Raw genomic sequence first — 23,509 nt, forward strand, 5'->3', positions numbered from 1 at the left:
CGGGCTTACGAACCCGAGTCCCCCGGCGAGAAGTCGAAAGTGTCGAAGACGATCACGCCGGCCTTATCGTTGGGCAACTCGGCTTCGATGCGCCCGTCAGGCTGCTGGACCACGGTCATGCCTTCGGCGATCGTCGCGCCGTCCGCTCGCCGCGCTGCCTTGCCATTCACGGGAGTGAACAGCCATGCGCCCGGAGCGCGGTCACGCAGGGTGCGATTGACCGACTGAACCTGTGTCCCGGCGGGGTAGCTGATCTCGCCCAGGGTGAAATCCCGCGCCAGGTTGGCGCTCTCGAAGCCATACAGCCTGCGCTCGCGGTCCAGCAGCAGGGTGACGCCGGACAGGGGCAGCTGCGCCAACTGCAGCGGCGTGTGGACGTCGATGCGCCAGACGTCAGCGTCGCGCAAGCCATCGCCGTAGGTCGTGGTGTAGCGCATCAGTTCGCTGTCCGTCGGAATATCCAGGCCGGCAGCATGATTGCCCGCCGCAATCTGGCAGCCCATCAGCAGGACTTCCGACTCCGCCCGCATCGCCAGGCGCAGAGGCGCCTGCGGGCCGCAGTGCCAGCCATCGACCGAGGCCGGCGCGGCGATGCGCAATTCATGGACGGGCAACTCCACCGAAGCGCCCGCTGGCGCCTGCTCGTCCCAGGTGAAGCTGAAGCGCACGGAGAGCGCGGGAATCCCGTGAACCGGTGTCGGCACCGGAAACTCGACCTCCTCGGCGGCCTGCCAATCATGGGAGCCGGGCAACGACAGGCGCGAGCCGGCCGGCACGTCGAGGCCGCGGATGCGCGCCGGCTCAGTGAGCGTCGGGTGACGGGCCGCCTCTTCCTGCCGCATCTCCTCGCCAACCACATGCCAGACGTAAGCCATGTAGGCCTGCGGAATACACAGCACCAGCAGCACCACCAGCAGGCTCCAGGAAACCGTACGGTGGCGCCTCCACCCCTGGCGCGCGCGGAGGAACAAGCACAAGGCCAGCAGCCACAGCAGCAGGGCCAGGACGGCCAGTGCGGACACGCCGAGCGTGATCAGCAGGGCCGGGGAAAACAGCGGTACCGGGATCATCCTTGTCCCTCAGAGCAGATCGGTGAACTCCATCAGGCGCGGCCATTCCCGCTGCGCCTGGCCATCGTCGGCGAGCAACTTGAAACCGGCGAACTCGAAAGCCGGCGACACAGTGCAACCCACCAGCACGTAATCTCCCAGGCAACGCGCCGCTTGCCAGGCATGGGCGGGCACGGCGCGCTGCGGCAGGCTGCCCTCGCCCACCGGGCCAAGCGTTTCACGACGTACCTCGGCATCCGCCCGCTCGGCGATCAATAACTCCAGCGGGCTGCCTTCGTGGAAATGCCAGAGCTCGTCGGCGTCCACGCGGTGCCAGCGGCTGACGGTGCCGGCGGGTAAAAGGAAGAGGATGGCCGAGGACTGCAGCCGGCCAGCGGCGCCCACGAGCCCCGATTCGAACACCCGCCGGTAGAAGCCGCCCTCGGGATGCGGGGCGAGCTGCAGGGTGTCGATCAGAAAGCGGGCGCGCGGATGCATCAGGCCTTCAGCGCGGCGATGAAATCGGCCAGCCACGGTTCGGAATCGGTTTCCTGGTCCACCGTCTCGCTGCCATCCAGGCGCAGCATCGGCACCACTTCCTGCACACCCAGTTCGGCGAACAGTTCACGCACCTGCTCGCCACCGCCGCAGTAGGTATCGCCGTAGCTGGAGTCGCCCAGCGCCAGCACAGCGCCCGGGCGGCCGCGCCACTCGCCCGGCAGGCGGTCGCGGATGGCATGGAACAGCGGCTGGAAGCTGTCGGGCAGGTCGCCCATGCCAGTGGTGGCAGTCACCACCAGGAAGGCTTCAGGGGCGAACTCGAGCATGGCGTCCAGGGTTGCACGCGGGTCGTACCAGGCTTCGAAGCCGGCGGCTTCGAGCAGGCGCCTGGCATGGCGCGCGACTTCTTCGGCGGTGCCGTAGACCGAGCCGGACACAATGGCGACTTTCATGTTCACTCCCACAAGGCAAGACAAGGCCGCCCATTATGCCCCATTCGTGCCGCACCGCGCCGGGGCTGGTATAGTTTTGCCCTACCCGGCCGCTAGGACATTGTCCGCCGCGGCGCTCCCTGAAGTGGATTTTCGCGAGGCGCGCATGGGCCAGACCCCAGCCCCCATCCTGATCACCGGCGCCAGCCAGCGCATCGGCCTGCATAGCGCGAAACGCCTGCTGGGGGACGGCCAGCCGGTCATCGTCAGCTATCGCCAGGACAAGCCCGGCATTGCCGAACTGCGTGAACTGGGCGCCACCTGCCTGCACGCCGAACTGGCCGACGAAGCCGGCATCCTCGCCTTCGTCGACCAACTGAAGTCCCATACCAATCGCCTGCGCGCGATCATCCACAACGCCTCGGCCTGGATCGGCGACACCCCCGGCGAGGAGGCCCAGGCTTTCGAATCGCTGTTCCGCCTGCACATGCTCGCGCCCTACCTGATCAACCTGCGCTGCGCGCCCCTGCTCGAACGCGACGCGACCGCGCGCGGGGCCCCGGCGGATATCATCCACCTCTCCGACGACGTCGCCCGCAAGGGCAGCGCCAACCGCATCGCCTATTGCGCCAGCAAGGCCGGCCTGGACAACCTCACCCTGTCCTTCGCCGCGAGCCTTGCGCCGCGTATCAAGGTCAACGGCATCGCGCCGGCACTGATCCTGTTCAACGAAGGCGACGACGACGCCTACCGCGCCCGCACCCTGGCGAAATCCGCCATGGGCATCGAGCCCGGCCCGGACGTGATCTACCAGAGCGTGCGCTACCTGCTCGACAGCCCCTACGTGACCGGCACTACCCTCACCGTCAACGGCGGCCGGCACCTCAAATGACCCGCCCGGCGCGGGCGCGAGGAACTCCCACCATGATCGAAGACATGTCTCACCACTACCGTGAGATTCTCAAAGGGCTCGGCGAAGACCCGACCCGCGAAGGCCTGCTGGACACTCCCAAGCGCGCGGCCAAGGCCATGCAGTACCTCTGCCACGGCTATGGGCAGACGCTGGAGGAGATCGTCAACGGCGCGCTGTTCGCCTCGGACAATGACGAAATGGTGATCGTGAAGGACATCGAGCTCTACTCGCTGTGCGAACATCACCTGCTGCCCTTCATCGGCAAGGCCCACGTGGCGTACATTCCCACCGGCAAGGTGCTGGGCCTGTCGAAGGTCGCACGCATCGTCGACATGTTCGCGCGCCGCCTGCAGATCCAGGAAAGCCTGACCCGGCAGATCGCCGAGGCAGTCCAGCAGGTCACCAGTGCCGCCGGCGTGGCGGTGGTGATCGAGGCGCAGCACATGTGCATGATGATGCGCGGAGTGGAGAAGCAGAACTCGGTGATGAACACCTCGGTGATGCTCGGCGCCTTCCGCGCATCCACCAATACCCGCCAGGAATTCCTGCAACTGATCGGACGGAGCAAGTGATATGACGCAATTGCAGCCGGGCATGGCGCGAATCCGGGTCAAGGACCTGCGCGTGCGCACCTACATCGGCATCAAGGAGGAGGAAATCCTCAACAAGCAGGATGTGCTGATCAACCTCACCATCCTCTACCCGGCTGGCGATGCGGTGCAGGTCAACGACATCGATCACGCGCTGAACTACCGCACCATCACCAAGGCGATCATCGCCCACGTCGAGGAAAACCGTTTCGCCCTGCTCGAGCGCCTGACCCAGGAACTGCTCGACCTGGTCATGGCCAACCCGGCCGTGCGCTACGCCGAGGTGGAAGTCGACAAGCCCCACGCCCTGCGCTTCGCCGAGTCGGTATCCATCGCCCTGGCCGCCCAGCGCTGAGCCGCGAAGTTACCCAGCAGCCACCCTGCACGCCCGTGCCAGTCGGCCAACGGGCGTTGCTGGCAGATCGCCCGCCTCTTAGAATCTCGCCAGCCCCGCCATGCGCCTCTGATGCGCCTTAGTAGAGAGACATGCCATGACCGAGCCGATGAACCTGACCGACGAGCAGCGCACCGAACTTGAAGCCGCCGCGTTCCGCACCCTGGTGCAGCACCTGCGTACCCGCAAGGATGTGCAGAACATCGATCTGATGAATCTTGCCGGGTTCTGCCGCAACTGCCTGTCCAAATGGTACAAGGCGGCCGCGGACGACATGGACCTGCCGGTCAGCCCGGACCAGGCCCGCGAAGAGATCTACGGCATGCCTTACGCCGAATGGAAGGCCAAGTACCAGACGGAAGCCTCGCCCGAGCAACAGGCGGCCTTCGATACCGCGAAGAAACACTAAGAGTTTGCCTTGATGACCCTCAACGATTTCCGCTCGCGTCTGCGCAGCGAGCAGCACCTGTTCACCGATACCCTGGCGTACATCGCCGAGCACTACAGCTACACCCCCAGCGCCTTCACCAACGGCAGCGTGGAAAACCCCGCCGGGCAGAACGAAGGTTCCTGCAAGACCCTGGGCTTCGCGATTCTCGAAGGCCTGAGCCAGGAAGAGTCGCTTCTGGCCTTTGGCGAGCACTACCGCGCCGTGCGCGACAATCCCGAAGGCACCGACCATGCCAACATACGCGCCCTGCTGAGCACGGGCCTGGCCGGCGTCAACTTCGAGCGTCAGCCGCTGTCGCGCCGCGGCTGAGGCCGCCTGGCTCGATGAAAAGCCCCGCTGATGCGGGGCTTTTTCTTGGGCGAACACCTGGCGTCATCCGGCAAGGCTAGCAGCGAAATTGCCAGGCAGGGTGCCAAGCGGTTCGCGAGCAAGCTCGCCCCTACAAAGAGTACGTTCGGCCCGCACAGAAAAAGGCCCCGCCAAGCGGGGCCCCTTCCTGCACGCCGGCTCTTCGGGCCGTTACAGGGAATCCAGGTAACGTTCAACGTCCAGCGCGGCCATGCAACCGGCGCCGGCGGAGGTGATGGCCTGGCGGTAGACATGGTCGGCCACATCGCCAGCGGCGAAGACGCCGGGGATATTGGTGGCGGTGGCGTTGCCATCACGACTGCCGCTGACCACCAGGTAGCCATCCTTCAGATCGAGCTGGCCTTCGAACAGCGAAGTGTTGGGTGTGTGGCCGATGGCGACGAACAGGCCGTCGACCTTCAGCTCCGAAGCCTCGCCATCATTGTGGCGCAGGCGCACGCCGGTGACGCCCATGTCGTCGCCCAGCACTTCCTCCACCTGCGCATTCAGGCGCAATTCGATCTTGCCCTCGGCGATGCGGGCACGCAGCTTGTCCTGCAGGATCTTCTCGGCGCGGAAGCTGTCGCGGCGGTGCACCAGGGTCACCTTGCTGGCGATATTGGCGAGGTACAGGGCCTCCTCCACGGCGGTGTTGCCGCCGCCCACCACCGCTACTTCGCGATTGCGGTAGAAGAACCCGTCGCAAGTGGCGCAAGCGGACACGCCCTTGCCCATGAAGCGCTCTTCCGAGGGCAGCCCCAGGTAACGCGCGCTGGCGCCAGTGGCGATGATCAGCGCATCGGCGGTGTAGGTGCCGCTATCGCCCTTGAGTACGAAGGGCTTGCCGGCCAGGTCCACGCCATGGATGTGGTCAAAGACGATCTCGGTCTCGAAGCGCTCGGCGTGTTCCTGCATGCGCTGCATCAGTGCCGGGCCGGTCAGGCCGTGCGGGTCGCCCGGCCAGTTGTCGACCTCGGTAGTGGTGGTCAGTTGGCCGCCGGCCTGCATCCCGGTGATCAGCAGCGGCTTGAGATTGGCGCGGGCGGCGTAGACGGCGGCGCTGTAGCCGGCCGGACCGGAACCCAGAATGATGACGCGCGCATGACGATCGGACATGACAGCCTCCAGTACTGAAGCGGGCAAAAGAAAAGGGAGCTGCCAAAGCACCAGGGGGAAGGTTGGGAGAACGGCAGCTCCACGGAAAGGTTTGTTGCGCGGACCGCATCGCCCGGAGACTGGAGGCAATGCGGTGTGACCGAAATCACAGTTGCATTCTCCTGCAGAACTCCGGGAAACCCTTGAGATAAGTCAGGGATTTCCGCTGTCGCGCCCGGCTCGTTGAGATAAGTCAGGAAGTCTCGAAACGACCCTCGAACTGGTTCGATAGCACCTGGCGCGTAGCTTACCGCCGCGCTCGCGGCCTGCTGAAATGTCCAATCTCAATGCGCCTCATAGGCTTGGCCTATGCAGCGCGCGCCCACGGCCCGGATGGCTAGACTCAAGCAGAACAAAGGTCACACGCATTACCATGAACCTTCGTGCCCGCCTGCTCTGGCTGTGCCTGCCCCTGTTCGTCGCGAGCCTTGCCGGGGTCTGGCTGCTATCGGACCTGATCCTGCTCGACCGCTTCGACCGCGGCGACCGCCAGCGCCTGGCCGATGAGGTGCGCATCGTCCACAAGCGCGTCGCCTACGAGAAACAGCGCAACCTTGACGTCGTTCACAGCTACGCCTGGTGGGACGCCAGCTACCGGTTCATGCGCCTGCCGCAGGCAAACTTCGTCGAGGAAAATCTCGACCAGGACCTGCTGGGCATCCTGGGATTCGACTACGTGCTCTACGTCGACCGCAAAGGCCGGATAGTCGCCCAGCAATGGAAACTCGACGGGCTGGCCCGGCGTTTTCCCCAGCAGAAGGTTCCCGACGCCAACCAACTGCGCCAGGGCATCCTGCGGACCGCCCTGGAACTGGGCGCGCTGGATATCGAAGGCGATCCGCGCCACAGCCTGGACCAGTTGCTGCAGATAGAAGGCCTGCCGCAGCTGCTGCTCAGCTACCCGATCAGCAATAGCGCCGGCACCGCCGAGCCGGCTGGCGTGGTCATCGCCGGCGTGCTGCTCGACAGCGCGCGCATGTCCAGCCTGCAGACCCAGATGGGCGCGAGCCTGCGTCTGGCACAGGACCCGGTGCAGGGCAACGACTGGCGCACCCTGAATATTCCCACCGGGCGCGGCGCCACGCTGATCAGTCCCCGGCGCCTGCTGGATGAAAACAACCAGCAGATGTCCCTGCTCTACCTCGATTCGCGCGGGCGGGCACAACTGCGCCTGGAGCTCACCAGCCCCAGGCCGCTGTACCAGCAGGGCCGGCAGTCCGTCCGGCTGTTCCTTTACCTGACCATTGGCCTGCTCGGTGGCGCCACGCTGCTCGCCTATGTGGCACTGGAATTCCGCATCATCCGCAGGGTGTCCACCATGAACCGGGAAGTCGCGGTCATCGGCCAGGACGACGCGCCTTCGCGCCTGGGTCCCCAGGGAGCCGACGAGCTGGGCCAGCTGGCCAGCGAGATGAACCACATGCTCGACCGCCTGGAGCAGAGCGAAGCGCGGGACCGGGCGATCCTCGACGCGATCCGCGATGGCTTCTTCGAGATGGACACGCAAGGCATCATCCTCACCCTCAATCCGGCGTTGTGCCGGATGCTCGGTTACAGCGCCGAGCAGCTCGCTGGCCAGCATTTCGGCATTCTGCTGCAGGAGGCGGACCTGATCCGGGCCCGCAGCCTCTATGAGCAGGCTCGCGACGACGAACAGGAAACCACCTTCTCCGCTCCCTTCAAGCGCCGCGATGGCCGGCTGGTCAGCTGCGAAACGCGGCTCTCGGCGATCCGCGACGCCCAGGGCGGGTTCCAGGGCTTCCGTGGCATCCTGCGCGACATCAGTGATCAGGTGGCCTATCAGAAGCAGCTGCTGGACCTGGCCTACCGCGACACCCTCACGGGGCTGGGCAACCGCAAGGCGTTCAACGAACAACTGCAGCAGGTCGTCGTGCACGCCAATCGCGTGGCCCTGCTGTACATCGACCTGGACCGCTTCAAGCAGGTCAACGACCGCTTCGGCCATGCCATCGGCGATGCCCTGCTCGGAACGGTAGGCGAGCGCATGCGCAGCAGCCTGCGCCAGCCGGACCAGGCCTTCCGCCTGGGCGGCGACGAATTCGCCGTGCTGCTGGAAAACGCCGAGCCGGACCAGGCCGAAGCCCTGGGCACACGCCTGCTGGCCGTGCTCGGCGCCCAGTACCACCTGGGCGGCCAGGTGATCGACTTCGTCACGCCCAGCATCGGCATCGCCTTCTATCCACAGGATGCCGGCGACGCCGATGCCCTCACCCGCGCCGCCGACATCGCCATGTACCAGGCCAAGCAGGAACGCAATCGCTGCTATCGCTATACCGTCGCCTGACTGCTGCCACGCCAGCACATACCCGGCAAAACAGACGGCTCGCCGGTCGTCCGCCGGGTCTGCTAAGGTCGCCAACGGTTCACACCTGGAGAAGCCAATGTCCACCCTGCGCGGCCCGCAATACTTGAGCGAAGGCCTGAAACTGATGATGCGCCCCGGCCTGCGGCTGTTCGTGCTGCTGCCCCTGAGCATCAACCTCTTGCTGTTCGTCGGCCTGATCGGCTTCGCCATCAACCAGTTCAGCCACTGGGTAGACTGGCTGATGCCTAGCCTGCCGGACTGGCTCAGCTTCCTGCAGTTCATCCTCTGGCCGCTGTTCGTGGCGCTGGTACTGCTGATCGTGTTCTTCACCTTCACCATGATCGCCAACATCATCGCCGCGCCCTTCAACGGCTTCCTCGCGGAAAAGGTCGAAGTGGTGGTGCGCGGCACCGACGACTTCCCCGAGTTCAGCTGGGGCGAGCTGATGGCCATGGTCCCGCGCACCATCGGCCGCGAACTGCGCAAGCTCGGCTACTTCCTGCCGCGCGCCATCGCGCTGTTCATCCTCAGCCTGATCCCCGGCCTGAACCTGATCGCCGCCCCGCTGTGGCTGATTTTCGGCGTGTGGATGATGGCTGTGCAGTACATCGACTACCCTGCGGACAACCACAAGCTGGGCTGGAACGAGATGCTCGCCTGGCTGCGCAGCAAGCGCTGGGCCTGCATGGGCTTTGGCGGGGTGACCTACCTGGCGCTGCTGATCCCGCTGGTCAACCTGGTCGCCATGCCCGCCGCCGTGGCCGGTGCGGTGTTGTTCTGGGTGCGCGAGGAAGGCGAGAAAGCATTGGTGAAGTGATCACCGGCGCCGCCCGAAACTTCCTGTTTGCCTCGCGACTGCTGACCGCGGCCGGGAAAATCCGTCCAATGACGTTTTTCCCCGGCCTCGAGATGTCCATGCGCGCACTGTTTGCCCTTTTCCTCGCCCTGCCCACGGGTTCAGCCCTGGCTGACGATTACGACAGCCGGTTCAGCAGCACACTGCCGACGCAACCGGCCGCCCCCAGGGAGCAACCGAGTCAGCCCGCCTTCCGCATTACCCAGGAAGGATCGCTCGTTCGTCCGCCCGACGAGCGCCGGATCGACAGCGGCAATCCCTTGCTCGACTCCGACGAGACTCGTGAACGGGCGAACTGCCAGCGCATTCGCCAGCGCGTCGCCGACCAGGGCAAGTTCCCCTCCTTCGGCTGCGACTGAGCCGCTGTCACCTATCGATCATCCCTCTGTCATCGGCGCGCCACCGCACGCCGGGACACTGCGAGCATGACCACGACTCCCCTGCGCATTGCGCTGATCAGCGAAACCTTTCCGCCGGAAATCAATGGCGTCGCCAACACCCTGGGCCGCCTGGCCTCGGGGCTGTTGCGCCTCGGACACCAGATCCAGATCGTGCGACCGCGCCAGCAAGGCGACGAAGGCCGGCACAGCGACGGCGAACTCGTCCTCACCCGTGGCTGGCCGCTGCCCGGCTATCCCGGCCTGCAATGGGGCCAGTCGTGCCTGCACAAGCTGCTGCGTCACTGGAAGCGCACCCGCCCGGACGTGCTCTACATCGCCACCGAAGGCCCGCTCGGCCTGGCAGCCCTGCGAGCCGCGAAGCGCCTGCGGATCCCAGTGATCAGCGGCTTCCATACCAACTTCCAGCAGTACAGCGCGCACTATGGCTTCGGCCCGCTGATGCGCCTGGTGACGCTGTACCTGCGCTGGTTCCACAACCGCACCCAGCAGACCCTGGTGCCCAGCGCCAGCCAGTCCGTGGAATTGCAAAGGCGCGGTTTCGAGCGCCTGGCGCAACTCTCGCGCGGCGTCGACAGCCAATTGTTCAATCCATCACGGCGCGACGAAACGCTGCGCCGCGAGTGGGGCCTGGGCGAGCGGGACATCGCCGTACTGCACGTCGGCCGGCTGGCGGCGGAGAAGAACCTGCCGCTGCTGGGCAGCAGCTTCCGTGCGCTGTGCGCGGCGCACCCGCAGCTCAAGCTCCGGCTGGTGATAGTCGGTGACGGACCGCAACGCGCCTTACTGCAGAAGCAGCTGCCCGAAGCCGTCTTCTGCGGGCTGCAGCGCGGCGAGGAACTGGCCCGGCACTATGCCAGTGGCGACCTGTTCCTCTTTCCCAGCCTGTCGGAAACCTTCGGCAACGTGGTGCTGGAAGCACTGGCCTCAGGGCTGGCGGTGGTGGCTTTCGACCAGGCGGCAGCCGGCCAGCACATTCGCCACGGCCACAACGGTGTGCTCGCTGTGCCGGGTGAGAACCAGAGCTTCTTCGAAGCGGCGAGCTGGCTGCTGGGCGACCCGGAGCGCTTGCGCCGGGTGCGCCTCAACGCGCGTCACCACGCCATCCATCAGGCGTGGGACAACGTGATCGAGCGTTTCGAAGGCTATCTTCAGGAAGCCTGCCGCACAGCCCTGCCGGGGAAGCACCCCGGCGGTCTGGGCCAGCCCGAAATCCACAAATAGGATCAGGCGAAAGGCTTGGGCTCGGCAGCAAAGGACAGGCTCATGGCGCCCTCGCCAAGGTTGATGCCGCCGGTGGGGCTGAGCATCGCCAGGTGCACCTGCACACCCTTGGCCTGGCAGGCCGCTTCCAGCGCAGCAAAACCGGGCAGGTCACGCAGGGCGGAGGGATCGCCGGCATAGCTCAGGCACATCTGCGGCGCCAGCAACTCGCCCGCCTCGACCCGCGCGCGGGCGAAGTTGAGCAGGCGCTCGGCGGACTTCTCGTAGTTCGGCGAGACCGACACCGGCTTGTCCTCGCCCTGCACCAGGCTCAGCACCGGTTTCATGTCGAGCATCGAGCCCAGGCCGAGGAAGGCACCGCGCAGGCGGTCGCCGATGCTGCTGCGGTCGCCCTTCTGGAAGCCGCGCCGGCGGATGTGTCCCAGGTCGCTGGCGACCAGGAAGGTATTCATCTGCTGGCTGAGCTGCTCCAGGCGGGTGCGTACCGCGTTCGGGTGCTGGTCTTCGCCGAGCAGGCGTATGCCTTCGGCGGCCAGCACGGCGAGGCCGGCGAACACGGTCTGGCTGTCGATTACCCGCAGCGCGAACGGCCCGGCGATACCGGCAGCGGCGCGGCGCTCCTTGTAAGTCTGCAGCAGGCTGAAGGAAGCCTGGGTGGCGTGCTCGAAGATCGGGCTGCGCTGGCTGGTCACGGTCAGGCAGATCACGTAGTCGAAGTCGGTGACCAGCTGCTCCAGGAACCAGTCATGGGTCTGCGCCGGCGTCAGCGGTTCGCTGCCGTCCTCGGGGCCGACCTTGGGCAGGTCCTGGGAATAGAACCTGAGGGTGGTGTCGGGATCGCGGTCATCGACGATGCGCCGTTCGCCCACACGGATACCGATGGGCAGTACGCGAATGTCGTGGGCAGCAAGGAACTCCGGGGGAAGGTCGCAGGTTGCATCGACCACCAAGCCGATCCGCATGTCTTACTCCTATGGCCGTATCCCGGCCTTATTTTTGTGTGAACGCGGTCATACTCTGCCCGTTTCGGACTGGGAAGTCAGCATGCGGAAAGGTGGGTCTCGGAAAAGTTTTGTAAACGCCTAGGACGGTGCTTTCAGACCATTCAGATTGCTTATGATCAATCATAACCAGAGCGCAGGCCGACCGGGGAAATCCTGCGCCAGGCTTTGCCCTCTCCCTGGAGGGAGAGGGCAACTCCAGCACGGATTTTCAGAAAATACATTGCTCCTCCAAGGAGCGGCTGCGCGAGGGTTCAGCAATAGCAAAAGCCCCTGGCACCGAGGGCGCCAGGGGCTTTTCATTCACCGAATGGCGAATCAGGCCAGCGACATCAACGCATCTCGGCTGAAGGGCTTGATGTCCTCCAGACGACCGTCACGCACTTTCACCGCCCAGTCCGGGTCGACCAGCAGGGCGCGGCCGACAGCCACCAGGTCGAACTCTTCCTTGTTCAGGCGCTCCAGCAGCCCGTCGATGCCCGACGGCTGGGCGACTTCCTCGGTGTTGCCGAAGAAGGCCAGGAACTCGCTGCCGTCCAGGCCGACGTTACCGACGGTGATGGTCGGCTTGCCGGTGAGTTGGCGGGTCCAGCCGGCCAGGTTGAGGTCGGAGCCTTCGAATTCCGGAATCCAGAAGCGGCGGGTGGAGCAGTGGAAGATATCCACGCCGGCATCCGACAGCGGCTTGAGGAAGGCTTCCAGCTCTTCGGCGGTCTGCACCAGGCGGGCGCTGTAGTCCTGCTGCTTCCATTGGGAAAAGCGGAAGATGATCGGGTAGTCGGGGCCGACGGCCGCGCGCACAGCCTGGATCAGTTCGATGGCGAAGCGCGAACGGTTGGCCAGGCTGCCGCCGTATTCGTCGGTGCGCTTGTTGCTGCCGTCCCAGAAGAACTGGTCGATCAGGTAGCCGTGGGCGCCGTGGATCTCCACGCCGTCCATGCCGATGGACTTGGCGTCGACGGCGGCCTGGGCGAAGGCGGCGATGACTTCCTGGATGTCCTCCTTGGTCATCTCGTGGACCAGCACGGTGCCGTCCTTTTCCTTGCCACTTGGGCCGTAGCCCGGAACGCTGGCGTCCGGCTCGGTGCCCAGGCGGCGCACGGCGCCGACGTGCCACAGTTGCGGGACGATCTTGCCGCCCTCGGCGTGTACGGCGTCGACCACCTGCTTCCAGCCGGCCAGGGCGTCTTCGCCGTGGAAGCGCGGCACATTCGGGTAGCCGTTGGCGGCCTTGTGGTTGACCGTAGTGCCTTCGGTCACGATCAGGCCGACACCGGCGGCGGCGCGGCGGCGGTAATACTCGACGACCTGGGCGTGGGGGACGCCGCCCGGGGTGAAGTTGCGGGTCATCGGCGCCATCACGATGCGCGTGGGCAGTTCCAGGCCGCCCAGGCGGAAGGGCGAGAACAGGGTATCTACGGATGCAGTCATTGAAGTCTCCATGACGGCCAGGCGACCGGTCGTCTCGTTTTTTGAGTTGGGCTGAAAAATGAGTGATGACTCAGGCAGATCAGGCCTGTAGCAAGTGCTCCAGGCGCTCGATAAAGCGCTCCACCGGTTTGAGCGAAGCGCTGACTTTCATGCGCGCCAGCACGCCCTGCCAGGCATTGCCGATGAACTCGGCCAGTTGCTCGACGTTCTCCGAGGCGGGCAACTCCCCGGCGCGCTGGGCGTCAGCCAGGCAGTCGCGCAGGGTATCGATGGACTGCTGAAGGATGCCGTCGACGCGCTCGGCGATCGGCGGCGACAGCTCGGCCATCTCGAAGCTCAGGCTGCCGATGAAGCAGTGGTATTCGAGCTTCTCCTGGCGGGCGAAATGCGCCAGGAGTTCGCGGTAATAAGTAAGGATGCGCGCACGCGGACCCAATGCCGGGTTGCCCAGCGCCTCGGCGTAACGTGCCAGGCGCGGCGCGTACAGATGCTCCAGGGCTTGCAGGGCGAAATCTTCCTTGCTCTCGAAGTAGTGGTAGAAGGAGCCCTTGGGGATGCCGGCGGCCTGGACGATGTCCTGCACGCCGGTGCCGTGGTAGCCGCTGCGGGTCATCGCCAGGGAGCCCTTGGCGAGGATCAGGTCACGCTTGTCGAGTCGGATGCTGTTCATGGGCGCAAGAATATGACCGGTCGTCTCGCTTCCTCCAGCACCATTGATCGCAGTGATTTTCCCTCAGAAGCGGATCAGCGGATCGCCGGGCTTTCCAGCAGTTCCGCCACACCTTTCTGCAGCAATTCACGCAAGCGCTCGACCACTGCTTCCGGCTCGGCTTCGCTGCGGTGCAGGCACAGGCCCAGCGGCGCCATCACCGGCAGCCCGGCGCGCTGGGAATCCAGCCGCTCGACGCTGGCCGGCAGGCCGATCGGCGTGCGCAGGCCAACGCCCAGCCCGGCGCCGACCGCTGCCCAGATGCCGGACAACCCGGCGCTGGTGAACGCCACGCGCCAGGCAATGCCGGCCCGGTCCAGCGCCGCCGTCGCCGCGCTGCGCAGCAGACAAGGCGCCTCCAGCATCACCAGCGGCAGGGGTTCCGCGCCGGGAGACAGCAGCGCTTGCGACGCGCCGATCCAGCACTGCGCCACCGCACCAATGCGCTCCATGTGTGGCGTGCGCTCGCCGGTCTCCCAGGCCAGCGCCAGGTCCAACTCGCCGTTGCGCACTCCTTCGATGAGCTGCTGGTTACGCGCGGTGCGCACCTCGATGCGCACCTTGGGATGGGCACGGGCAAAGCGCGCCAGCACTGCGGGCAGCAGCGTTTCGCCGAAATCCTCCTGCAGGCCGAGGCGCACCCGGCCTTCCAGCGCACCGCCACGCAAGGCGCCGGCTGCTTCGTCGTTCAATTCCAGCAGGCGGCGGGCATACGCCAGCAGCGTCTCGCCCGCCTCGGTCAGCGCCATACCGCGCCCTTCGCGGCGCAATACCGGGGTGCCAGCCTGCTCTTCCAGCTTCTTCAATTGAGCGCTGACGGCAGAGGTGGAGCGCCCCAGGCGATCCGCCGCGCGGGCGAAGCTGCCCAGTTCGATGCCGGTCACGAAGGTCCGCAACACGTCCAGGTCGAAGTTGATACGGGGCATGGCAACCATCCTGAATATTCGAACTATCTGTTAAATATTTCCCGATTTTCAGGATCAAATTGCCGGGCTAGCCTGATCCCGTCAATCACTCACCGAGGAACGGCGCCATGCCTACCGTCCGCATCTCCCTGCGCAAGGGCAAGCAACCCGAGTACCTGCGCGAACTCGCCGACACCGTCTACGACGCCATGCACGAGGCCTTCAACGTGCCCGAGGGCGACCAGTTCGTGATGATCCACCAGCATGAGCCCCATGAGTTCGTCTTCAATCGCCACTACCTGGGCGGTCCGCGCAGCGACGATTTCGTGCTGATCGCCATCACCATCGGCCGGCCACGGGATTCGCAGACCAGGCAGGCGTTCTACCGGCGGCTGAACGCGCTGCTGGGCGAGCGGCTGGGAATCGCCAGCGAGGACGTGATGGTGCAGATCACCACCAGCGAGGCGGACGACTGGTCCTTCGGTGGCGGTCGCATGGGCGTGCTGACCAAGCCCGATGCGGTCAGTGCCATCTGACGCGCTGCTCCAGCGGGAAGCGCAGGCGCGGGTTGTAGACGCCGTTGTCGGCCGCCCGCCCTGCCGCCAGCAGCATGATCGGCACCGCGCGGCGAGGAATATCCAGCACCTTGCGCAACCGCACTTCATCGAAGCCTTCCATGGGGCAGGTGGCGTAGCCGTGGCTCTGCAGGGCCAGCATCAGGTTCTGCGCCGCCAGTGCGGTGGACTTCACCGCCCACAGGCGCATCTCGGCGTGGCTGTTGGGCTGGCGCATCAGCGCGCGGCGCAGGCCGAATACCGCATAGAGCGCGCGCTTGAACATTCCGCGTAGCCCGAATACGCCCTGGTTGTACTGGAAGGGCGCGGTGCGCTGGTAGAAGTCGCGCACCTTCTTCGGCACCTCCGGCTCCGGCCACTGCTCGAGGACCGCTGCGCAGGACTCGCGCCAGGTATCCGGCCGAGCCAGCACGGCGATCAGCACCGGCGCGGTGCGCGCCGCGTTCTGGCCCAGGCACACCGGCGCCAGCCGCCGGCGCAGCTCGGCATCGCGGATCACCTGGAAGCTCCAGGGCTGCAGGTTGCACGCGTTGGGCGCCAGCACCGCCTGTTCCAGGCAGTCGCGCAGTACCGCTTCCGGCACCGGATCATCGAGGAAACGGCGCACCGCGCGGCGCTGTTCGATCAGCGCGCGCAAGGCATCGGGCGTGGCGGGCAGGCAGGCGGACTCGGCGGCGAAACGGCTCATGGCGGGCTCCGGAAACAGGTCGCCCGATTAAGCCGCCACACCTGGCGTGGAACAAGACGGAGGGGAGAAATGCCGGCGGGATTGGCGCATGCGCCCTCTCCCGCCGGTGGATCAGGCGCCCAGCGCCTTCTCGATGGCCTGGATCAGCGCCGGATCATCCGGCGTGGTGCGCGGGCTGAAGCGGGCCAGCACGCGGCCATCCGGGCCGAGGAGGAACTTCTCGAAGTTCCAGGTGATGTCGCCGGGGAACTCGGCGCCCTCGCCCGCCAGCAGGCGGTACAGCGGATGGCGCTCGGAGCCGTTGACCTCGAGCTTGCCCGACATGGGGAAACTGACCCCATAGTTCAGCGAGCAGAACGACTGGATCTCGGCTTCGCTGCCCGGCTCCTGCCCGGCGAACTGGTTGCACGGCAGACCGAGAACCACGAACCCCTGGTCCTTGTATTGCTGGTAAAGGTTTTCCAGAGCGGCGTACTGCGGGGTCAGGCCGCATTTCGAGGCGACGTTGACCACCAGCACGACCTTGCCCTTGAGCGGGGCCAACGGCAGATCCTGGCCATCGAGGCCATGCAGCGTCAGATCGTGAAAAGCGCTCATTGCTTGCTCCTTGAAGAAGTAGGCACGAAGTGCCCGCGCAGGGAGCGGACAACGTGTCCGTCGTGCTGCGCAATCCCAGTCGATGCGGGAAAAATGCCCTGGCCTTGTTGCAGTCGATCAGGTTGCATGAGAAAGGCGCCCGAAGGCGCCTTTCAAGATTGAGCGTAGCAGCTCAATGATGGCTTCACCCGGTCGATGGCCGACCGGGCGACAGCCATCAGTGGTGATGACCACCTTCGCCATGGACGTGGCCATGGGCAACTTCTTCGGCGGACGCATCGCGAATGTCGACCACTTTCACCTTGAAGTTCAGGCGCTGGCCGGCCAGCGGGTGGTTGCCGTCGACAATCACGTCGTCGCCTTCGATGTCGCGGATGGTGACGATCTGCATGCCGCCGTCCGGAGCGGAAGCGTGGAACTGCATGCCGACTTCCAGCTCGTCCACGCCTTCGAACATCTCGCGGGTCAGGGTGGCGACCAGCTCGGCGCTGTATTCGCCGTAGGCATCGGCCGGCTCGACGGTCACGTCCAGCTCGTCACCGACCTGCTTGCCTTCCAGGGCCTTTTCCAGGCCGCCGATGATGTTGTGGGCGCCGTGCAGGTAAACCAGCGGAGCGCCGCCGGCGGAGCTGTCGATGACCTCACCTGCGTCGTTGGTCAGGGTATAGTCGATGGAAACCGCCTTGTTGGCCGCGATCTGCATGGTTCGAAACCTATCTGATATAGAAGTTGAGCGCGTAAGTCTACGCGGCGACGCCCCCGAATGCGACCCGAAGACGGACGGACGGGATCACGCGGTCCCGCCGCGCCTGCTTGACTTTCATCAGGACGAAGACGGCCATTGGGTGGCAGTCTTGTCCTGCGGCCACACCCAGCACCTGCGCCATGAGCCGCCGTGGCAATCGCGGCCCTGGGTGCTGGACCCGCAACAGCGCGAGGCGCAGATCGGCCGGCTATTCCCCTGCGGCTGGTGCGCCAAGGATTCCGACAGCAACAAGGAGTAGGCATGCCGGCTCGCAATATCCTGGTGATCAACTGCGGCAGTTCTTCGATCAAGTTCGCCCTGGTTCGAGAGGGGCGCGACGACTTCATTCTCCACGGCCTGGCCGAACGCCTTGGCGCCAACGGCGCGAGCCTGCGCTGGCAGGGCGAGACCGACGAGCAGCCGCAAACCCTCGAGCTGCCCGGCGCCGACCACAAGGCCGCCCTCGCCCGCCTGCTGCCGCTGGTAGCCCAGGCCGCACAGGGCGAGCTGCACGCCATCGGCCACCGCGTGGTGCATGGCGGCGAGCGTTTCACCCAGGCCTCGCGCCTGACCGATGAAGTCCTCAGCGCCATCCGCGAGACCTCGCCGCTGGCGCCGCTGCACAACCCGGCCAACCTGGTGGGCATCGACGCCGCCATGGCGCTCTACCCGGACCTGCCGCATATCGCGGTGTTCGACACCGCCTTCCACCAGAGCCTGCCCGAGCGCGCCTACCGCTACGCCATCCCCGAGCCGCTGTACCGCGAGCAGCACGTGCGCCGCTACGGCTTCCACGGCACCAGCCACCGCTACGTCAGCCACCGGGCGGCGGAAATGAGCGGGCTGGCGGTAGGCGACAGCTACTGGCTGTCCGCGCACCTGGGCAACGGCAGCTCCACCTGTGCCATCGCCAACGGCCAGAGCCGCGACACCAGCATGGGCCTCACTCCGCTGGAAGGCCTGATGATGGGCACCCGCTCCGGCGACGTCGACCCGAACCTGCACAGCCACCTGGCGCGTACCCTGGGCTGGAGCCTGGAGAAGATCGACCACATGCTCAACCACGACAGCGGCCTGCTCGGCCTGTCGGGGCTGTCCAATGACATGCGCACCCTGGAAAACGCCCGCGAGCAGGGCCACGCCAATGCGGCGCTGGCCATCGAAGTATTCTGTTACCGATTGGCCAAGTCCCTGGCCTCGCTGACCTGTGCGCTGCCGCGGCTGGACGGCATCATCTTCACCGGCGGCATCGGCGAGAACTCCGCGCTGGTGCGCAACCTCACGGTCAAGCACCTGCACGTGCTCAACCTCGAACTCGACGGCGAAGCCAACGCCCGCTGCGTACGCGGCGTCGGCGGGCCGATCCACCTGCCCGGCCATCCCCGCGTGCTGGTGATCCCCACCAATGAAGAGAAGCAGATCGCACTCGACACACTGGCGGTCCTCGACTGAAGATTCATCGGTTGCGCCCCACAAGGGCGCAGACCACTCCCGCACGGCTTAAGGAGCCCGGATGCACACCTTCTTCCTCGCGCCGACCGGTTTCGGTGTCGGCCTGACATCCACCAGCCTGGGCCTGATCCGCGCCCTGCAACGCGCCGGCCTGAAGGTCGGTTTCTTCAAGCCCATTGCCCAGCCGCACATCGGCGACGACGGCCCGGAGCGCTCCAGCGAACTGGTCGCACGCACCCACGGCCTCAACGCGCCTACCCCGCTGTCGCTGTCCAAGGTCGAGCGCATGCTCGGCGACGGCCTGCTCGACGAACTGCTCGAGGACATAGTCGGGATGTACAACGGCGCCGCCGCCGACAAGGACGTGATGATCGTCGAGGGCATGGTGCCGACCAAGCACGCCAGCTACGCCGCGCGCATCAACGCCCACCTGGCGCGCAGCGTCGATGCCGAGGTGATCCTGGTCTCTGCGCCCGACAACGAGACGGTGAGCGAGTTGTCGGACCGCATCGAGATCCTCGCCCAGCTGTTCGGCGGCCCGCGCGACCCGCACCTGGCCGGCCTGATCGTGAACAAGGTGCGTGGCGGCGAAAGCGAAGACATGCCGCGCGACGCGGTCGAGGCCGCACGCCTGTTCGGTGAACGCCTGAAGGAACACTCCCCGCTGCTGCGCGACGGCGACGTCCGGCTGCTCGGCTGTATCCCCTGGCAGGACGAGATGAACGCCCCGCGCACCCGCGACGTGGCGGACCTGCTCGACGCCAGCGTGCTCAACGCCGGCGACTATGAACAACGCCGCGTACAGAAGATCATCCTCTGCGCGCCCTCGGCACCGAACACCGTGCACCTGCTCAAGCCCGGCGTGCTGGTGGTGGTGCCGGGCGACCGAGACGACATCATCCTCGCCGCCTGCCTGGCCGCCATGAATGGCGTGCCGCTGGCCGGCCTGCTGCTGTGTTCGGGGCTGACGCCCGACGCGCGGATCATGGAGCTGTGCCGCAGCGCACTGCAGAGCGGCCTGCCGGTGCTGACGGTGAAGACCGGCTCCTTCGACACCGCCGGCGACCTGTCGCGGATGAACAAGGAAATCCCGGTGGACGACCGCGAGCGCGCCGAGCGCGTAACCGAGTTCGTCGCCGAGCACATCGACTTCGAGTGGCTCAAGGACCGCTGCGGCGCGCCGCACGAGCTGCGCCTGTCGCCGCCGGTATTCCGCTACCAGCTCACCCAGCGCGCCAACCGCGCCGACAAGCGCATCGTCCTGCCCGAGGGCAGCGAACCGCGCACCGTGCAGGCCGCCGCCATCTGCCACGCCCGCGGCATCGCCCGCTGCGTGCTGCTGGCCAAGCCCGACGACGTACAGGCCGTGGCGCAGATGCTGGGCATCGTGCTGCCCGAGGACCTGGAGATCGTCGATCCGGACCTGGTGCGCAGCCGCTACGTCGAACCCATGGTCGAACTGCGCAAGGGCAAGAGCCTGAACGCGCCGATGGCCGAGCAGCAGCTGGAAGACAACGTGGTGCTGGGCACCGTGATGCTTGCCCTGGACGAAGTGGACGGGCTGGTTTCCGGCGCCATCCACACCACCGCCAACACCATCCGCCCGGCCCTGCAACTGATCAAGACCGCGCCGGGTTACAACCTGGTGTCCTCGGTGTTCTTCATGCTGCTGCCCGACCAGGTGGTGGTCTATGGCGATTGCGCGGTGAATCCCGACCCTTCGGCCAGTGACCTGGCGGAGATCGCCCTGCAAAGTGCCGCCTCGGCCCAGGCCTTCGGCATCACCCCGCGAGTGGCGATGATCAGCTACTCCACCGGCGCGTCCGGAACCGGCGCAGATGTCGAGAAAGTCCGCGAAGCTACGCGCATCGCGCGGGAAAAACGCCCCGATCTGTTGATCGACGGCCCCTTGCAGTATGATGCCGCCGCCATCGCCAGCGTGGGTCGCCTGAAGGCGCCCGACAGCCCGGTGGCCGGACGCGCCAACGTGTTCGTGTTCCCCGACCTGAACACCGGGAACACCACCTACAAGGCGGTCCAGCGCAGCGCCGACTGCGTCAGCATCGGGCCGATGCTGCAGGGCCTGCGCAAACCGGTGAACGACCTCTCACGCGGCGCGCTGGTGGACGACATCGTCTACACCATCGCGCTGACGGCGATCCAGGCGGACTCCGGCAAGGACGGCTGACAACCAAGGCACTAGGGATGTGCCCATGAACGCATCACGCGCCCGGCCGACCGGGCGCCTACGTACAAGGACCATTCCTCGATGTTGAGTTTCCTCCCGCACACCCTGCGCGGCATCCTCGCCACCCTGATCCTGGTGACGAGCACGCTGTGCTGGTGCATTCCGCTGCTGGGCATGTCGATCATCAAGCTGCTGCTGCCCTTCAATGCGGCCCAGCTGGCGCTCAGCAAAGTCATGAGCGTGATCGCCGAAAGCTGGATCACCTGCAACAAGGGCTGGATGAACCTGGTCCGCAACACCGACTGGGACGTAAAGGGCCTGCAGGGGCTGCACTACGACCACTCCTACCTGGTCACCAGCAACCACCAGAGCTGGGTGGACATCCTCGTCCTGCAATACCAGCTCAACCGCCATATTCCCCTGCTGCGCTTCTTCCTCAAGCAGGAGCTGATCTGGGTCCCGGTGATCGGCCTGTGCTGGTGGGCGCTCGATTTCCCCTTCATGAAGCGCTACACCAAGGCCTACCTCGCCAAGCACCCGGAAAAGAAAGGCAAGGACCTGGAAACCACCCGCAAGGCGTGCGCCAAGTTCAGCCGCATTCCGGTGGCAATCTTCAATTTCCTCGAAGGCACCCGCTTCACCCAGGCCAAGCATGACGAGCAGAAATCGCCCTTCCCGCACCTGCTCAAGCCCAAGGCCGGCGGCATCGCTTTCGTCCTCGACGCCATGGGCGAGCAGCTGCGCACCCTGGTGAACGTCACCATCCATTATCCCGACGGCCGCCCAACCTTCTGGTGCCTGCTGTCCGGTCGCCTTCGCTCGGTCGTGGTGCGCTTCGAGGAGATGGAAATCCCCCGCCAGTTCATCGGCAGGAGCTACGACCAGGACGAGGGCTACCGCGCCGAGTTCCAGCTGTGGGTGAACCAGCTGTGGGAGCGCAAGGACCAGTTGCTGGCCCAGCTGCACCGCGAATTCCCCGCCGCCAAGGCCTGACAGACTTGTGTAGGAGCGGACTCCGTCCGCGATAGGCCCGCAACGCGCCGGAAACCGATCGCGGACAGAGTCCGCTCCTACGCCCCCTTCCCGTCAGGCACAAAAAGCCCGCCAATCGGCGGGCTTTTTCATGGGCGCTGCTTACTGCTGGTACTGCTGGGTCTGTGCGCCCGGCAGCGCCTTCAGGTTCACTTCCACGCGGCGGTTCTGCGCGCGGCCGTTGGCGTCGGCGTTGGAGGCGATCGGCTGGTCCGGGCCCATGCCGCGGGTGCTGACGCGAGTGCCGTCGACGCCCTGGGAGGTCAGGTAGGTTGCAACGGACTGCGCACGACGCTGGGACAGGTCCATGTTGTGCTGGCGGCTGCCGGTGCTGTCGGTGTAGCCGACGATCTCGATGCTGTTCTGGTTGAACTCCTTGAAGGAGTTGGCCAGGTTGTTCAGCGGGGTGTAGAAGGACGGCGCGATGTTCGCCGAATCGGTGGCGAAGGTGATGTTGCCCGGCATGATCAGCTTGATGTCGTCACCCTGGCGCTCCACCTGCACACCGGTGCCCTGCATCTGCTGACGCAGCTTGGCTTCCTGCTTGTCGGCGTAGTAGCCGTAGCCGGCGGCGGCGGCACCGATGGCGGCGGCGCCGATCATCGCACCCTTGCCGCGGTTGTCGTGGTTGATCGCGGCACCGGCAACAGCGCCGGCCAGCGCGCCCAGCGCACCGTACTTGGCGGTCTTGCTCATGCCGCCCTCGGCCGGCGGGGCCTGGGTGTTGGGGTCATAGGGGTTCTGGGAGGCGCAACCGGCCATGAGGGCGAAGGCGGTGGCAGCCGCAACCATGGACAGACTACGTGCGGTGAACATGTCGGATGACTCCTCGAAATAGCGCAACACCCATTAGCGGGCGGCTGATTAGAGCTTAGGTCGTGCAAATAATTCCGTAGCAACCTTAAGCGCGGATGAAGGGGTTTTCCCGCATCTCGTCGCCCAGGTTGGTGTCCGGGCCGTGGCCGGTGACCACGGTCGCCTCTTCGTCCAGCGAATAGAGGCGCTCGCGGATCGAACGCTCGATGGTGGCGTAGTCGCCGCCCCACAGGTCGGTGCGGCCAATGCTGCGGCGGAACAGGGTGTCGCCGGCAATCAGCAGTTTGTCCTTGGGGAACCAGAAACTCATGGAGCCGGGCGTGTGCCCCGGCGTGTGCAGCGCCACGCCGCAACCGCAGGCCAGCTCCTCGTCGTCGGCCAGCCACTGGTCCGGCGAGGGCACCGGCTTATAGGGTACGCCGAACATGCGGCACTGCATCTCCAGGTTGTCCCAGAGGAACTGGTCCTCCTTGTGCAGATGCAGCGTCGCGCCGGTCTTCTCCTTCATCTGCCCGGAGGCGAGGAAGTGGTCCAGGTGCGCGTGGGTGTGGATGATGCTGACCACCTTCAGCCCCAACGCGTCGAGGCGCTGCAGGATGAGTTCGTGGTCGCCGCCCGGATCGACGACGATGGCCTTCTTCGTCAGCGGGTCGCCGATGATGGTGCAGTTGCACTGCAAGGGGCCGACGGGGAAGGTTTCGCGGATCAGGGCAGGCTGGTCGCTCATCGAAGAC

Annotated in this window: 27 protein-coding genes; 14 read left to right on the forward strand and 13 right to left on the reverse strand. The window is 65.9% G+C overall.

What is annotated here, in order from left to right:
• Positions 1-5: 5 nt before the first annotated feature.
• Genes MJ122_RS04825 through MJ122_RS04835 form a run of 3 tightly spaced genes read right to left on the reverse strand, consistent with a single transcriptional unit; the run spans position 6 to position 2,002 of the window.
• Positions 6-1,070: a hypothetical protein gene (locus MJ122_RS04825; RefSeq protein ID WP_239742593.1), complete on the reverse strand. Its 1,065-nt coding sequence runs from the start codon at positions 1,068-1,070 to the stop codon at positions 6-8.
• A 9-nt stretch (positions 1,071-1,079) separates the two neighbouring features.
• On the reverse strand, positions 1,080-1,547 hold the full coding sequence (locus tag MJ122_RS04830) for a cupin domain-containing protein (protein WP_239742595.1): 468 nt from the start codon (positions 1,545-1,547) through the stop codon (positions 1,080-1,082).
• Positions 1,547-2,002 carry a flavodoxin gene (locus MJ122_RS04835; protein WP_017519085.1) on the reverse strand — a complete coding sequence of 152 codons (456 nt, stop codon included), beginning with the start codon at positions 2,000-2,002 and terminating at the stop codon, positions 1,547-1,549. The genes MJ122_RS04830 and MJ122_RS04835 overlap by 1 nt, the downstream gene beginning before the upstream one ends.
• Before the next feature lie 145 nt (positions 2,003-2,147).
• Here MJ122_RS04835 and folM point away from each other — a divergent pair, with 145 nt between their 5' ends.
• The 5 genes from folM (at position 2,148) to MJ122_RS04860 (ending at position 4,638) form a co-directional block, all read left to right on the forward strand.
• The gene (gene folM, locus MJ122_RS04840; RefSeq protein ID WP_239742597.1) at positions 2,148-2,873 is read left to right on the forward strand and encodes a dihydromonapterin reductase; all 726 of its coding nucleotides are present in this window, start codon (positions 2,148-2,150) and stop codon (positions 2,871-2,873) included.
• Positions 2,874-2,905: 32 nt separating this feature from the next.
• Positions 2,906-3,466, forward strand: a complete 561-nt coding sequence (gene folE / locus MJ122_RS04845) for a GTP cyclohydrolase I FolE (protein ID WP_017519087.1) — start codon at positions 2,906-2,908, stop codon at positions 3,464-3,466.
• Position 3,467: 1 nt separating this feature from the next.
• A complete protein-coding gene (gene folX / locus MJ122_RS04850) occupies positions 3,468-3,839 on the forward strand; it encodes a dihydroneopterin triphosphate 2'-epimerase (protein WP_017519088.1) in 372 nt (123 codons plus the stop codon).
• A gap of 136 nt (positions 3,840-3,975) precedes the next feature.
• Positions 3,976-4,287, forward strand: a complete 312-nt coding sequence (locus MJ122_RS04855; protein WP_017519089.1) for a DUF1244 domain-containing protein — start codon at positions 3,976-3,978, stop codon at positions 4,285-4,287.
• Positions 4,288-4,299: 12 nt separating this feature from the next.
• Entirely contained in the window at positions 4,300-4,638 is a 339-nt protein-coding gene (locus MJ122_RS04860) for a HopJ type III effector protein (protein ID WP_017519090.1), read from the forward strand.
• A gap of 210 nt (positions 4,639-4,848) precedes the next feature.
• On the opposite strand, the gene trxB is transcribed toward MJ122_RS04860, so the two are convergent.
• On the reverse strand, positions 4,849-5,793 hold the full coding sequence (gene trxB, locus MJ122_RS04865; RefSeq protein WP_239742599.1) for a thioredoxin-disulfide reductase: 945 nt from the start codon (positions 5,791-5,793) through the stop codon (positions 4,849-4,851).
• Between the two features lie 412 nt (positions 5,794-6,205).
• Here trxB and MJ122_RS04870 point away from each other — a divergent pair, with 412 nt between their 5' ends.
• The 4 genes from MJ122_RS04870 to MJ122_RS04885 all read left to right on the forward strand — a co-directional run bounded on the left by MJ122_RS04870 (position 6,206) and on the right by MJ122_RS04885 (position 10,636).
• A complete protein-coding gene (locus MJ122_RS04870; RefSeq protein ID WP_239742601.1) occupies positions 6,206-8,137 on the forward strand; it encodes a diguanylate cyclase in 1,932 nt (643 codons plus the stop codon).
• A 97-nt stretch (positions 8,138-8,234) separates the two neighbouring features.
• Positions 8,235-8,975, forward strand: a complete 741-nt coding sequence (gene cysZ, locus MJ122_RS04875; protein WP_088419369.1) for a sulfate transporter CysZ — start codon at positions 8,235-8,237, stop codon at positions 8,973-8,975.
• The gene (locus MJ122_RS04880; RefSeq protein ID WP_239742603.1) at positions 8,972-9,373 is read left to right on the forward strand and encodes a hypothetical protein; all 402 of its coding nucleotides are present in this window, start codon (positions 8,972-8,974) and stop codon (positions 9,371-9,373) included. The genes cysZ and MJ122_RS04880 overlap by 4 nt, the downstream gene beginning before the upstream one ends.
• Before the next feature lie 66 nt (positions 9,374-9,439).
• Positions 9,440-10,636, forward strand: coding sequence for a glycosyltransferase family 1 protein (locus MJ122_RS04885; protein ID WP_239742605.1), 1,197 nt, complete (start codon positions 9,440-9,442; stop codon positions 10,634-10,636).
• 2 nt (positions 10,637-10,638) lie between these two features.
• Here the strand turns inward: MJ122_RS04885 and MJ122_RS04890 are convergent, their stop codons facing one another.
• From MJ122_RS04890 to MJ122_RS04905, 4 genes are all read right to left on the reverse strand, one after another.
• The gene (locus MJ122_RS04890) at positions 10,639-11,598 is read right to left on the reverse strand and encodes a DegV family protein (protein ID WP_088419363.1); all 960 of its coding nucleotides are present in this window, start codon (positions 11,596-11,598) and stop codon (positions 10,639-10,641) included.
• Between the two features lie 357 nt (positions 11,599-11,955).
• Positions 11,956-13,068 (reverse strand): NADH:flavin oxidoreductase, encoded by a 1,113-nt coding sequence (locus MJ122_RS04895; RefSeq protein ID WP_138522100.1) that lies wholly within the window; start codon positions 13,066-13,068, stop codon positions 11,956-11,958.
• Between the two features lie 79 nt (positions 13,069-13,147).
• Positions 13,148-13,738 (reverse strand): TetR/AcrR family transcriptional regulator, encoded by a 591-nt coding sequence (locus MJ122_RS04900; protein ID WP_017519097.1) that lies wholly within the window; start codon positions 13,736-13,738, stop codon positions 13,148-13,150.
• Between the two features lie 74 nt (positions 13,739-13,812).
• Positions 13,813-14,703: a LysR substrate-binding domain-containing protein gene (locus MJ122_RS04905; protein ID WP_239742607.1), complete on the reverse strand. Its 891-nt coding sequence runs from the start codon at positions 14,701-14,703 to the stop codon at positions 13,813-13,815.
• Between the two features lie 107 nt (positions 14,704-14,810).
• On the opposite strand from MJ122_RS04905, the gene MJ122_RS04910 reads away from it, so the two are divergent.
• Entirely contained in the window at positions 14,811-15,218 is a 408-nt protein-coding gene (locus MJ122_RS04910) for a tautomerase family protein (protein ID WP_239742609.1), read from the forward strand.
• On the opposite strand, the gene MJ122_RS04915 is transcribed toward MJ122_RS04910, so the two are convergent.
• From MJ122_RS04915 to MJ122_RS04925, 3 genes are all read right to left on the reverse strand, one after another.
• Positions 15,205-15,945 carry a nitroreductase family protein gene (locus MJ122_RS04915; RefSeq protein WP_239742611.1) on the reverse strand — a complete coding sequence of 247 codons (741 nt, stop codon included), beginning with the start codon at positions 15,943-15,945 and terminating at the stop codon, positions 15,205-15,207. The two genes, MJ122_RS04910 and MJ122_RS04915, sit on opposite strands and share 14 nt — an antisense overlap.
• Before the next feature lie 111 nt (positions 15,946-16,056).
• Entirely contained in the window at positions 16,057-16,542 is a 486-nt protein-coding gene (locus MJ122_RS04920) for a glutathione peroxidase (RefSeq protein ID WP_088419353.1), read from the reverse strand.
• 217 nt (positions 16,543-16,759) lie between these two features.
• The gene (locus tag MJ122_RS04925) at positions 16,760-17,245 is read right to left on the reverse strand and encodes a peptidylprolyl isomerase (protein ID WP_017519102.1); all 486 of its coding nucleotides are present in this window, start codon (positions 17,243-17,245) and stop codon (positions 16,760-16,762) included.
• Here MJ122_RS04925 and MJ122_RS04930 point away from each other — a divergent pair.
• From MJ122_RS04930 to MJ122_RS04945, 4 genes are all read left to right on the forward strand, one after another.
• Positions 17,214-17,546 (forward strand): DUF3565 domain-containing protein, encoded by a 333-nt coding sequence (locus MJ122_RS04930; RefSeq protein WP_026079070.1) that lies wholly within the window; start codon positions 17,214-17,216, stop codon positions 17,544-17,546. The genes MJ122_RS04925 and MJ122_RS04930 overlap by 32 nt on opposite strands.
• A 2-nt stretch (positions 17,547-17,548) precedes the next feature.
• Positions 17,549-18,739 (forward strand): acetate kinase, encoded by a 1,191-nt coding sequence (locus MJ122_RS04935; RefSeq protein WP_088419351.1) that lies wholly within the window; start codon positions 17,549-17,551, stop codon positions 18,737-18,739.
• A gap of 61 nt (positions 18,740-18,800) precedes the next feature.
• Positions 18,801-20,927: a phosphate acetyltransferase gene (gene pta / locus MJ122_RS04940; RefSeq protein WP_239742613.1), complete on the forward strand. Its 2,127-nt coding sequence runs from the start codon at positions 18,801-18,803 to the stop codon at positions 20,925-20,927.
• Positions 20,928-21,008: 81 nt separating this feature from the next.
• A complete protein-coding gene (locus MJ122_RS04945) occupies positions 21,009-21,920 on the forward strand; it encodes an acyltransferase (RefSeq protein ID WP_239742615.1) in 912 nt (303 codons plus the stop codon).
• 141 nt (positions 21,921-22,061) lie between these two features.
• Here the strand turns inward: MJ122_RS04945 and MJ122_RS04950 are convergent, their stop codons facing one another.
• Together MJ122_RS04950 and MJ122_RS04955 are read right to left on the reverse strand one after the other, a co-directional pair.
• A complete protein-coding gene (locus MJ122_RS04950; RefSeq protein WP_017519107.1) occupies positions 22,062-22,775 on the reverse strand; it encodes an OmpA family protein in 714 nt (237 codons plus the stop codon).
• An 85-nt stretch (positions 22,776-22,860) separates the two neighbouring features.
• A complete protein-coding gene (locus tag MJ122_RS04955; protein WP_239742617.1) occupies positions 22,861-23,502 on the reverse strand; it encodes an MBL fold metallo-hydrolase in 642 nt (213 codons plus the stop codon).
• Positions 23,503-23,509 lie beyond the last annotated feature (7 nt).

The organism is Pseudomonas sp. DP-17 (genome assembly GCF_022380625.1).
In the GTDB taxonomy this organism is placed as follows: Bacteria; Pseudomonadota; Gammaproteobacteria; order Pseudomonadales; family Pseudomonadaceae; genus Pseudomonas; species Pseudomonas nitroreducens_A.